Source organism: Nonomuraea sp. NEAU-A123, assembly GCF_018603905.1.
Taxonomy (GTDB): Bacteria; Actinomycetota; Actinomycetes; order Streptosporangiales; family Streptosporangiaceae; genus Nonomuraea.
The window spans coordinates 873,216-883,854 of record NZ_JAHFZZ010000001.1; the positions used below are offsets into that span (position 1 = coordinate 873,216).

Sequence of the window (10,639 nt, forward strand, 5' to 3'; positions counted from 1 at the left end):
ATGCGCGTATCTGTTATCGGCTGTACGGCGATGCTCCTGGTCTCGGTGGCGGCCTGCGGGGGGCGGGGCGGGACCGAGCCGGGCGCGACGGCGTCAGGGCCGTGCCAGGGCCAGCAGGCGACCGGCATCACCGACAAGAGCCTCAAGCTCGGCGGCATCTACCCGCTGTCGGGACCCGCCTCCGCCTACGGCGACATCCCCAAGGGCATCAAGGCGTACTTCGACTACGTCAATGCCGAGAAGAACGGCATCGGCGGGCGCAAGGTCGAGTTCGTGGTCCGCGACGACGGCTACCAGCCGCCCAAGGCGGTCGAGGAGGCCCGCCGGCTCGTCGAGCAGGAGCAGGTGTTCGCGCTGTTCCAGACGCTGGGCACGCCCTCGACGACGGCGACCTGGGACTACACCAACCAGCACAAGGTGCCGCAGATCTTCGTCGCCACCGGCGCCTCGAAGTGGGGCACCGACACGCAGCACCCGTGGACCATCGGCTGGCAGCCCAACTACATCTCCGAGGCCCGCATCTACGCCCAGTACCTCAAGAAGGACAAGCCCAACGCCAAGGTCGCGGTGCTCTACCAGAACGACGACTTCGGCAAGGACCTGCTCGGCGGGTTCAAGCGGGCCATCGAGGGCAGCGGGATCACGGTCGTCGGCGAGCAGAGCTACGAGGTCACCGACCCGAGCGTGGACCCGCAGATGCGCAACCTGGCCGGGTCCAAGGCGGACGTGTTCCTCAACGTGACGACGCCCAAGTTCGGCTCCCAGGCACTGGCCGCCGACGCCAAGAACACCGGCTGGAACCCCCTGCACATCATCAACAACGTCTCCTCCTCGATCACCGTGCTCAAGCCCGTCGGGTTCGAGAACGTGCAGGGCGTCGTGTCCTCCTCCTACTACAAGGACCCCAGAGACCCGACGTGGAACGACGACGCGGAGATGAAGCTCTACAAGGCGAAGATGCAGCAGTACGCGCCGGGCGCAGACCCGAACGTGCCGTTCTTCACCTACGGCTGGGCGGTGGCCGACGCCTTCAACAAGACGATGTCGGCCGCGAAGTGCCCGACGCGCGAAGGGCTGCGCGACTCCATGCGCAGCTTGAGCAACGTGCAGGTCGGCATGCTGCTGCCCGGGGTGACGATGAACACCGCCGCCGGTGACGGCTTTCCGATCGAGTCGATGCAGCTCATGAAGTTCAAGGGCGAGCGGTGGGAGCTGTTCGGCGACGTGATCGACACCCGCAAGGAGTTCGGTCCGCTGACCGGCTGAACAAGCATGGCCTTCGCTTTGGGGGCGCTGTCGCGCTGTCGGCTTCGGGCTGCGTCCAGTGGCGGGCAGCGCGCGAGCCTCCATGGATCTTGTGTCGGCCGCCTTTGCCGATGCCAGAGGTGGCACCCTGGTCCGCGAGGTCATCCGGCCGGACGGAACCCGAGAACACGCGTGGACGCCGCCCAACGGCCGGGTCGCCCTCGAACTGCTCGCCCGGATGTACCCGGAAGAATGGCGCCCGGTGAAGGCCGTAGAGGTCTCAGGTCACCAGGGCGGCGCGATCGAGATCGGTCATAACGCGGCCGTCGTCGAGGGCATCGTCAAGCGCATCGCCGAGGTGAAGCAGCGCCGCCAGGCGCAGAACAACCCTCAAGGGCGGCCAGCGGGTGAACTGGCCGCCGGCTAACAGCAGAAACGTAGGTAGTTCTGCAGAGTATGCGCGCCGGGCCTCATCCGGGGCCGGACATCGCGAGCAGTTGTTCGAGCATGGCCTTGTAGTCGCGAAGAGCCAGCCTGAGCTGCTCGGTATCGCTCTGGTCGGCGTTCTTCCACCGGTCGCGCAACTCGCTCGTGCGCGTGGTCAGCGAGCCGGTGAGCGTGATGACGATCTCCTCGACCAGCCCATCCGCCCGCTCCATCGCCTCGCGCGGGTCGTCCACGAACGTGGCCTGCAGGTCTCGCCAGCGCGTGTGCGCTTGGTCAAGATCCTGGTCGAACAGGGCAGGGCTCTGCGGAGGTACGGCATGCGCCCGGGCGGGTTCGGGCTCGACCGGCGCCTCGGCGGTGGCGGCGTTGGAGTCCGTGGACCGTCTGTCCTGGGCCTCGACGCCGGGGTCGGTTGGCCTCTGGGCCTGGCGGCCCGTCGGCTTCTCCACCGAGTCAGGGGCATTCCCGCGGGCCGGTTCCTGTTGCAGGTTGCGCGTAGAACCAGGGCCCTTCACCGGGGTGTCGCCTTCGTTCACCGTGGTGTCGCGCTGCCGCGGCGATTGCAGATCTTCGTCTTTGCGCGGGTCCATGTCGTCACCGTCCTCCGGGATCGCGTCGGGAGGTGCGTTCGTCTTGGTCATCGCGGCCTGTCGCCGGATCGCGGCGGGAGGCGCGGTCATTCGTCGGCGACTCCCCAAGGAGCTCCTCGAACAGGGAGCGGTAGTGGACCATCGCCTGGCGCAGCTCCTCCGTCGAGGCCTTCTTCGTGGCCACACGGCCGCTGATCTCATGGGCTTGCCGGTAGTGGTCAAGAGTGTCGCCGTGTCCCACCGAAAGGTCGGACACCCGCTGCTCGAAGTCGTCCTCGATCGGATAGCCGCGCTCGGCCATGACCACAGTCACCAGCTGGTCGGCCTCCGTCACCGCGAAACCAGGAGCATCGACGAAACGCTCCTGCACCTCGGTCCAGCGCGCGGCATAGGTCTGCCGGCTCTCGGGCGCCAGGGGACGGATGTCGAGCTCGGCGACGCGCTCCTCACGGGCGAGCAACTCCTGTTCGGCCGCGCCCCTGTTCTTTTGCCCGGCAAGTGTGCGTTCGTATTCCGGGCCGAACCGTTCACGGAGGCGGCTACGGAGCTGATGCCGTAGTGCGAGATACGCGACTGCGGCGATGGCCACCACCACTACCACGATGACGGCCACCCAGATCAGAGTCCCGGCGGTCATGTGACGCCTCCTAATCTGCTGTTGAGATCACGGCTGCCCTGGAGACGCCGCTCGAAACGCCCAGGTCAGCCCACTTGGGTTGCCGGTAGTAACAGCTCGGAAAACAACGTCAACGAACTGGTTGAACTCTGGGGTCCGCGCTTCCTCGCCGACCACCAGCAGCTCGTCGGCCAGGACGGCGACGGGTAACACGACCGAAAAGGGCCAGCCGCCACGTCCGATGCTCGGTCCTGATCGTCCGCTGAAACCCCACAGCTGAGCGCGGCTCAACTCGACAGGGAGCCACCCTTGCCGCCGCATCGCTCAGCCGCCTCAGCGAGGCTTGGGGAAAGATCCCCCTCACGGAGCCGCCGCGTCCCCGGCGGTGTCGGTGAGGACCGCGCCGGCGGGCGTATCGGAGATGGGCGTGATCAGCAGGTGCGCCAAGATGGTCAGGATGTATTCGGCATCGGTGAGCAGGCTGCCGCTGGCGGCCCAGCCCTCAGGATGGTCCAACTGACCGGTGCGAACCTCAGTGGTCATCCGCTGGTGGAGCGCGACGGCTTGCCTGCGCGCCCCGTCCAGCAGCGTGTTCAGTTCATCAGGGTCTTGGGTGAGCCGTACCTGCGCTTCCAGGGCTTGGGCCAGCACGTGCAACAGGTTGGCGTAGTCATGGGCGAACTCCTGGCTGATCTGCGGCGGGCACTGGTCGTCGGCGTGCTGCTGGGCGATATAGCTGAGCACGCGGACGATTCCGTGTAGATGCACCCCGATCCGGCCCATCGCCCTAACCACCGGCGTGTGATGAGCCGCGGCGGGCTGCGCGCGTCGGCGCAGGTTGTAGCGGCGGCTTTCCGCGCCGTCGGTGATGGCACTGTCGGCGACCGACAGGTGCAGATCCAGCAGGTTGGCGTGGTGCTCCCAGTGGGGCAGCCGCGACAGGTCACACCGCTCGCCCAGCCCGTCGGCGACGTCGCTGAGCAGCGCGCTTGCCTCCTCGCTCAGGCGTTGCACCGCCTCCTGGGGGCGGCGTTGGTGCAGCGGCGGCCACAACAGCGTATTGACCAGCGCACCGAGCAGGGCGCCGATCGCGGTGGCCGTCGTATAGGCCAGCAGGTAGCGCTCCTGGGAGGCGGCGCCGAAGGACAACATCAACACCGCGGTGGTCACCACATCGGTGCCATGGCCACCCATCCGCCGCCAGCGGGCGGCGACCAGAGCCGGCGGCACGATCAAGACCAAGCTCAGCGCGTTCAGGCCGAACAAGGATCCGGCGCTTCCGGCCAGGATGACCCCGGCAGTGACCGCGATGACCCGCCGGAGCCCGTTGGTCAAGGTCCGCAACACCGTCGTATGCACCATGATCACCGCAGTGGCTGGTGCGATCCAGACCGCCTCATGCGGCATCACCTGATCGGCCAGGAACCAGGCCAGCGCAGCGGCCAGTGTCGCTTTTCCGATCTGGCGCACCGCGAAACGTTGATGCGAGCCGCGCTCGGACAGTCCCCTGAACTGGCTGCGCGCGTAGCGCAGCTGGCGACGGAATGCCGTCTCCACCCGGCTCAACCAAGCTCTCACCACATGAGCGCCGTCGATGCAAGCTCCTCACGAGCCGAAGCCCTCTGCCCGCGGGCTCTTCTCGTCCCGCTCACACGGTTCGCCCGTGCACGTAGCACCATCGCCAGCTCGAGCCCGCCTCGATCGCGGCGACCACCGGATGGTCGGTCTCCTGGTAGTGCGCGTGGGCATGGCTGCCGGGAGAGTCGTCGGAGCAGGCCACCCATCCGCAGGTCAGGCAGGCCAGGAGGCGCGTCCAGGCCCAGCCGAGGACCAGGCATTCCTTGCATTCGGGTGATCCGCGCTCCACAACCATCAGCGTGTCGAGGTGATCGCAGCGCGGCGCGCTACCGTTCAGAGCGGCACGCCCGGTTACCTGCATACCTTCCGCATCCAGGGTCATCACGACCCCCTCACAGCGACAGCGACGCAAGGTGCGCCGACTGATCTCACGCCTCAGTCAACGTGATCGGCGAATCAGCGGAAACACGCAATCGCAGCAAGCCCCATCACCAGCAGCGATAGCGGGAACGACTAGCACCTTGTCGACCGGTCGCCTGTGATCGGCTGCGGCGATGAGCCTTGCTCGGAACGCGCATTTCCGTGAGCCTGCGGACGGCATTGACTCGAAGCGTCCGTGTATCTAGGCGCAGAAACCGAGCGGAGGCAGGCATGTCCCTCGTGATGTGGGTGATCGTGGCACTGGTGGTGGCGATCCTGGCGGCGGTCGGCGGGTACGCCATCGTGCAAAAGCGTCGACGCGGCCTGCGCGAGCGATTCGGCCCGGAGTACGAACGCACGCTGAACGAACGAGCGGACCGTGGGGTCGCCGAGCAGGAGCTGCGCGCCCGTGAACAGCGGTTCGACACGCTCGATATCAAGCCGCTCGATCCCCAGTCCCGGCAGGGCTACGCCAAGGCCTGGACCGAGGTCCAGGAGCGCTTTGTGGACGCGCCGAGCGAAGCGGTGAACGAGGCCGATCAGCTGGTGAGCGCCGTCATGGCCGAGCGCGGCTACCCCACCGAGGACTACGAACAGCAGCTATCCGATCTGTCGGTCACTCACGGCCCCACCCTGGACCACTATCGGCAGGCGCACGCGATCAGTGGACGCGCCGCCCGGGACGAGGCAACCACCGAGGATCTACGGCAGGCCATGCAGCACTACCGCGCCCTGTTCGACGACCTCCTCGTCGGGGCCGACGACGCCGATGGCCACGGGACGCGGTGACCATGCTCGCCATCATCGCGGCCATCATCTTCGGACTTGGCCTGCTCTTCGACCTGCTCAACGTCTCCCTCGCCGGGCTCGACGGAGTCTTCTTCGTACTCCTTGGGCTATGCCTGCTCGCCCTGCACCAGGCGGGTATCGGCACCGCCAGCCTCCGCACCGGCTGGCGGCGGAGAAGGAGCTGATGCGGGCCCGTGGCGGGCACGCCACGGAGGTGTGGCCGGTTAGAAGGTGTTGGTGCGTCGCAGGCGGGATGGGCGTCCGTCGGGGTCGTAGAAGTGACGGTAGAGCGGTGTGGCCCAGGTTCTGGTCCACCAGGACATCGGGTGTTGCTGGTAGGTGCGCAGCCGTCCCGGTGGTCGTGGGCCCTGCTGTCCTTGGGCGTGCCAGGTGTCGAGGGCGGCGGCCGATTCCGCGAATGCTTTGAACGCCGAGAGAGGGTCCTGCAGGTCGCTGTCGTCGCCGGCGGCGCGGTCGAGGTGTTCGCGATTGAGTGTCAGGCGTAATTCTCTGGCGAAGACGCGGGCGTGCTGGCCGTCTTGTCCGGGTATGCGTGGGTCGCGTGGGTCGGGTTGTTCGTCGAGTACGGCACAGCTGAGTTCGGAGTCGTGGGTCCAGGAGCGGAGGTTGAGGTTGTCCGAGCCCACGGTCGCCCACACGTCGTCGATGGTGCACGCCTTGGCGTGGACGTAGACGGGTGTCCCGTCGTGGTTTTCGATGCCGTACACGCTCACCCGAGCACCTCCGCCGCGGAACAGCATGTCCAGCGCCAGGTTGTGGCCGACGACATTCGGCGGCTGGGAGAAGCGGCCGTCCAGATCGGGGAAGCGCGGGATGACCGCGATCAGGTGCAGCCCGGGGTTGGCGGCCAGCGCCTCGGCGAAGGGCCTGGCCACCTGGGCGGACCACAGGTATTGGTCCTCGAGATAGATCAGGGACCTTGCCTGGCCCAGCACTTTGAGGTAGCCGCGTGCGATGCTGCGCTCACCTTCTGGCGCGAACGCGTACCCACGGCGCCGGCTGGCGTACGTGCGCAGCAACTGCACGGTGTGTGAGCCGCACGGCGCCGGGTCGGGCAACTGCGGCGGCATGGGGTCGGCGTGGATGTCCTCGCGTTCCAGGATCGCGCGTATCCGGTGCATCGGGTTGCGAGTCAGGGGAGCCGGATCATCCCAGCGTTCGCGGAAGATGGCCTCCACGTCGCCGACCGCTGGGCCGCGGATCTCGACCTGGATGTCATGCCAGGGTGGCTGATTCCCGTAGACGGCCGCGATCGGCTTGGACTGCCGGTCTCCCGCGTGCGCGTCGTCGTCGTGACGGCCGTGACACAGGTCGATTCCGCCGACGAAGGCCACATCCCGTTCGGGACGTCCAGGGTGGCGCAGCACGACGAACTTTTGATGGTGGGATCCTCCCGGCCGCACCCGCATGTCGAGCAGGCACTCCCCGCCGGCAGCCGACAGGTCCTCACTCAGCTTACGGTTCTCCCGCTCGCTGAACTGCAGCTGATCCAGATGAGATCGCCAGATCAGGCCCTTGACCATAACACCGCGCGCTGCGGCCTCGCCCAAGACGTGGGTGACCTGCCTCCCGGCGAGGGTCAGGCACTCATCGGCATCGCCGCGCCAGTCAGTGAACAACAACAGATCACCAGCCCGCAGAGCGTCCACCGCTTGCACCAGTACGGCGAAATAGCTCGCGCCGTGCACCAGCGGGCGCACATGGTTGCCTGTCGACCAGGCTGCGTGATCGGCGTGGCGGCTATCCAGCAGCGTGGCGGGATTGCCACGCTCGCCAGTGGTGAGCAGCCACTTTTCCAAATCCTCCGGCATCGGGCCCCCTTCACTATCCAGGCTCGGTCTTGCGCCAGCGTGCCTCGAAGCAGGAGTAGACGCCGAAGGTCACCAGGCCCAGCGCGACGGCGACCAGCAGCCACGGGCCCAACGGTGTCGACGCGATCTTGCGCAGCGTCCCATCCAAGCCTTGGGCCTGTTTGGAGTCGAACGTGGCTGCGGCGATGATGAAAAACGTCCCCAGGACGGCGAAGACACCTCCGCGCGCGAAGATGCCCACGATCCCCAGCGCCTGGACTGTCCCGCGGGTGCGCGCGCTCATCTGTGTCATGTGCAGGTTGTCGACGAACTTTCTGCGGACGGCTTCCACCATCATGCTGAGGCCCACCCCGACGACGCCGAGACCGACCAGCAGGACCAGCCATCGGCCGCCCGTAAAGCTCATGAGGGTCGCGGTGAAATCCTTGGATTGCTTGTTGCCCGACCGCTGGCTTCCGACGCCGAGCAGGAAGGTGACAATGCCGATGCACAGGGCTATGTACATGAGGGCGCGGCCCAGCGATGCCAGCCGCTTGGTGACGGTTTGGCCGTTCGGGCTGGCCTGCCCGTAGACCACCTCGGCCAGCCGCCACAACGCCAACCCCGCGAAACCGACCGCTACCAGCCACAAGAGCACCAACCCGCCGGTATGCGCGGCGACGGCATGCACCGCGCCCGCCGCATCAGCCGCCTTCCCACCGATTCCAAGCGCGATCTGTACGGCCAGCAGCCCGACCAGCATGTAGTTCACACCGCACGCCGCGAAACCGCCGCGCGCGAGTCCCTCCAGCCAGCGACTGGAGGCCGCCTTCCGCCCTGCGAACTTGACCCCGCGCTTCACCAAAGCCCAGATTCGCCGCGTTGCAACAGCCCGACGGCTTCCATGAGGCGGGTCCAGACGGTGAGTGTCATGTCCGCCTCCAGGCTCAACAGCTAGGTGTCCGGCTGCGTCTGCCCTGGAGCCGGACCGCAAAACACCGATGCTCGCTGTTTCACTACGCCGAAGAGCGTTAGCTGAGGATGTCCGAGGGCAGTCAACGGCCATGACCACAGTGCTCTGGATCATCGCGGTGATCCTCGTCATTGCCGGGATCTATACAATCCTGGCCCGTCGCGCCATCCTCTGGGGGATCGTCCTCATCGTCGTCGGGCTCCTCGTCGGCCCCGGGGGCGTGAGTATCTTCACCTGAGGCATCGCGGACAGCCAGCGCAAGCCGTACAAGAACGACACCACGGCGGACGCCTTCTCCTCACCACCGCCCATACTCTTCATCGCGTGTCTTCACACCCTTCAGGGCTGGGCACCCCACAGCAGCAGCTAGGCATGCCGGACGAGCGATTTACTCGCCGGTCGCTCCCGCCTGTTCGAACCCCTCAGCAGGGGCAGTCACCGCCGTGTACGACGTGGTCGAACGGGCAGGACAGCCGCGGATCATGCTGGAGCTCGTGCAGTCCCACACCCTTCGGCAGGTGATCGCCCAGGACGGGCCGCTCTGTCCCCTCGCGGTCGCGGAGATCGGGATGGCCGTACTCAAGGGCTGATGTGCCCGGCTCCGGCCGGGAGGCCGAGTCGGCGCAGCACCCGCAGGAAGAGCGTCACCGAGCAGGTGAAGGCGAGCACGCTGATGACCCCGACGGCGATGGGGCGGACGAGCAGGTAAGTGCCGAGCGTCGCGTGCAGCAGCAGCCAGATGCTCAAGGTCGAATTCAGCAACAGGACCAGCGCCCACAGCAGGGTGAGCTGGACGAAGCAGCGGCGGACCCGCTCATGCGTGATGACCGCCCGGGGCAGGTGGATGTATTCGCCGATCAGCTTGCCCACCAGCGGACGGCGCAGCCGGACGGAGACCAGGAACACCATGCTGAAGCAGATCGTGCCCAGCTCGGGCTGCAGGAAGTAGATGATCGCGCTTCCGCTCCAGGCCGCCAGCGCGACGCGTACGGTGATCGCGATCGTGGCCAGGATCATGCTCGCGGAGACCGCGCGGCCCCTGAGCAGCCGCCAGGCCACGCTGCCGTAGGCCCAGGCGAGCACCACGCCCAGCGCGCCGTACAGGCCGAAGACGGCCAACGCCGAGTAGAACAGGCCAAGAGGGACGATCACCGCCTCCAGCAGGCGGGGGGCGGCCTGCCTGGCCAAGGACGTCAGGCCGGGAAAGACCACCAGCGCTGGGCCCGCTACCACTGGAGCGGCATTGCTTGCGGCACTGGCCTGAACGGTGGCCACGACGTCCTCCAAGGACCCGAAGACGCCTTGGCGAGCGTGCTGCGAGCAGCCAGGCTCCCGAGCACCCATCGCGGCACACCGCCTCAGGCCGGCAGCCGGACACCTCTCAGTCAACGCCCATCGCCGCCCCGCGGATACGGGCGAAGCCAGCAAGGCTCATCGCCGCCGCCGATCACCAAATCCGCTCAGCGGCGCCACTGGATCCGGCGCCCCTGCTCGGCGGCGGGGCGCTGGTCTGATGGTTAGGCCGGTGAGATCGTCTAGCCGGGCTCTGTCTTGCGCCAGCGCGCCTCGAACCAGGAGTAACACCCGAAGGTGACCAAGCCGAGCGCGACGGCGACCAGCAGCCAGGGGCCAAGGGGCGTCAACGTGAACTTGCGCAGGGCCCCGTCCAGTCCCTGGGCGTTTTTCGAGTCGAACGTGGCGGCGGTGATGACGAGGAACACGCCGAGGACGGCGAACACGCTCCCACGCGCGAAGATGCCCACGATCCCCAGCGCCTGGACTGTCCCGCGGGTGCGCGCGCTCATCTGTGTCATGTGCAGGTTGTCGACGAACTTTCTGCGGACGGCTTCCACCATCATGCTGAGGCCCACCCCGACGACGCCGAGACCGACCAGCAGGACCAGCCATCGGCCGCCCGTAAAGCTCATGAGGGTCGCGGTGAAATCCTTGGATTGCTTGTTGCCCGACCGCTGGCTTCCGACGCCGAGCAGGAAGGTGACAATGCCGATGCACAGGGCTATGTACATGAGGGCGCGGCCCAGCGATGCCAGCCGCTTGGTGACGGTTTGGCCGTTCGGGCTGGCCTGCCCGTAGACCACCTCGGCCAGCCGCCACAACGCCAACCCCGCGAAACCGACCGCTACCAGCCACAAGAGCACCAACCCGCCGG

Annotated in this window: 14 protein-coding genes; 6 read left to right on the forward strand and 8 right to left on the reverse strand. The window is 67.2% G+C overall.

The genetic code is table 11. From position 1 onward, the window contains the following. Together KLK06_RS03950 and KLK06_RS03955 are read left to right on the forward strand one after the other, a co-directional pair. A complete protein-coding gene (locus tag KLK06_RS03950) occupies positions 1–1,266 on the forward strand; it encodes an ABC transporter substrate-binding protein (protein WP_214633870.1) in 1,266 nt (421 codons plus the stop codon). A gap of 82 nt (positions 1,267–1,348) precedes the next feature. Further along, positions 1,349–1,672 (forward strand): hypothetical protein, encoded by a 324-nt coding sequence (locus KLK06_RS03955; RefSeq protein WP_214633871.1) that lies wholly within the window; start codon positions 1,349–1,351, stop codon positions 1,670–1,672. 43 nt (positions 1,673–1,715) lie between these two features. On the opposite strand, the gene KLK06_RS03960 is transcribed toward KLK06_RS03955, so the two are convergent. The 4 genes from KLK06_RS03960 to KLK06_RS03975 form a co-directional block, all read right to left on the reverse strand. Beyond that, complete coding sequence (locus KLK06_RS03960) at positions 1,716–2,372, reverse strand: hypothetical protein (RefSeq protein WP_214633872.1); 657 nt, start codon at positions 2,370–2,372, stop codon at positions 1,716–1,718. Next, complete coding sequence (locus KLK06_RS03965; protein ID WP_308168086.1) at positions 2,287–2,895, reverse strand: hypothetical protein; 609 nt, start codon at positions 2,893–2,895, stop codon at positions 2,287–2,289. Before KLK06_RS03965 ends, KLK06_RS03960 begins: the two co-directional genes overlap by 86 nt. Before the next feature lie 363 nt (positions 2,896–3,258). Further along, complete coding sequence (locus KLK06_RS03970) at positions 3,259–4,455, reverse strand: FUSC family protein (RefSeq protein ID WP_308168090.1); 1,197 nt, start codon at positions 4,453–4,455, stop codon at positions 3,259–3,261. A gap of 91 nt (positions 4,456–4,546) precedes the next feature. Continuing rightward, positions 4,547–4,858, reverse strand: a complete 312-nt coding sequence (locus KLK06_RS03975; RefSeq protein WP_250904775.1) for a UBP-type zinc finger domain-containing protein — start codon at positions 4,856–4,858, stop codon at positions 4,547–4,549. A 269-nt stretch (positions 4,859–5,127) separates the two neighbouring features. Between KLK06_RS03975 and KLK06_RS03980 the strand changes: the two genes are divergently transcribed. Next, on the forward strand, positions 5,128–5,685 hold the full coding sequence (locus KLK06_RS03980) for a hypothetical protein (protein WP_214633874.1): 558 nt from the start codon (positions 5,128–5,130) through the stop codon (positions 5,683–5,685). A gap of 2 nt (positions 5,686–5,687) precedes the next feature. Continuing rightward, positions 5,688–5,870, forward strand: coding sequence for a hypothetical protein (locus KLK06_RS03985; protein ID WP_214633875.1), 183 nt, complete (start codon positions 5,688–5,690; stop codon positions 5,868–5,870). Positions 5,871–5,909: 39 nt separating this feature from the next. Here KLK06_RS03985 and KLK06_RS03990 read toward each other — a convergent pair whose 3' ends face one another. Together KLK06_RS03990 and KLK06_RS03995 are read right to left on the reverse strand one after the other, a co-directional pair. Beyond that, positions 5,910–7,517 (reverse strand): phospholipase D-like domain-containing protein, encoded by a 1,608-nt coding sequence (locus KLK06_RS03990; protein ID WP_214633876.1) that lies wholly within the window; start codon positions 7,515–7,517, stop codon positions 5,910–5,912. A gap of 13 nt (positions 7,518–7,530) precedes the next feature. Beyond that, on the reverse strand, positions 7,531–8,358 hold the full coding sequence (locus tag KLK06_RS03995; protein WP_308168087.1) for a DUF1206 domain-containing protein: 828 nt from the start codon (positions 8,356–8,358) through the stop codon (positions 7,531–7,533). A gap of 202 nt (positions 8,359–8,560) precedes the next feature. On the opposite strand from KLK06_RS03995, the gene KLK06_RS04000 reads away from it, so the two are divergent. Then, positions 8,561–8,707: a GPGG-motif small membrane protein gene (locus KLK06_RS04000; protein ID WP_214633877.1), complete on the forward strand. Its 147-nt coding sequence runs from the start codon at positions 8,561–8,563 to the stop codon at positions 8,705–8,707. A gap of 205 nt (positions 8,708–8,912) precedes the next feature. Beyond that, a complete protein-coding gene (locus tag KLK06_RS04005; protein ID WP_214633878.1) occupies positions 8,913–9,059 on the forward strand; it encodes a hypothetical protein in 147 nt (48 codons plus the stop codon). Here KLK06_RS04005 and KLK06_RS04010 read toward each other — a convergent pair. Both KLK06_RS04010 and KLK06_RS04015 read right to left on the reverse strand, forming a co-directional pair. Beyond that, on the reverse strand, positions 9,049–9,702 hold the full coding sequence (locus KLK06_RS04010; RefSeq protein ID WP_308168088.1) for a VC0807 family protein: 654 nt from the start codon (positions 9,700–9,702) through the stop codon (positions 9,049–9,051). The genes KLK06_RS04005 and KLK06_RS04010 overlap by 11 nt on opposite strands. A gap of 302 nt (positions 9,703–10,004) precedes the next feature. Then, the coding region (locus tag KLK06_RS04015; RefSeq protein WP_214633880.1) for a DUF1206 domain-containing protein at positions 10,005–10,639 on the reverse strand (635 nt) is incomplete at its 5' end.

Coding starts and splice junctions, on each gene's coding strand:
- KLK06_RS03975 (WP_250904775.1), bottom strand. CDS start 4,858: ATGACCCTGGATGCGGAAGGTATGCAGGTAACCGGGCGTGCCGCTCTG.
- KLK06_RS04000 (WP_214633877.1), top strand. CDS start 8,561: ATGACCACAGTGCTCTGGATCATCGCGGTGATCCTCGTCATTGCCGGG.
- KLK06_RS03950 (WP_214633870.1), top strand. CDS start 1: ATGCGCGTATCTGTTATCGGCTGTACGGCGATGCTCCTGGTCTCGGTG.
- KLK06_RS03990 (WP_214633876.1), bottom strand. CDS start 7,517: ATGCCGGAGGATTTGGAAAAGTGGCTGCTCACCACTGGCGAGCGTGGC.
- KLK06_RS03980 (WP_214633874.1), top strand. CDS start 5,128: ATGTCCCTCGTGATGTGGGTGATCGTGGCACTGGTGGTGGCGATCCTG.
- KLK06_RS03955 (WP_214633871.1), top strand. CDS start 1,349: ATGGATCTTGTGTCGGCCGCCTTTGCCGATGCCAGAGGTGGCACCCTG.
- KLK06_RS03985 (WP_214633875.1), top strand. CDS start 5,688: ATGCTCGCCATCATCGCGGCCATCATCTTCGGACTTGGCCTGCTCTTC.
- KLK06_RS03960 (WP_214633872.1), bottom strand. CDS start 2,372: ATGACCGCGCCTCCCGCCGCGATCCGGCGACAGGCCGCGATGACCAAG.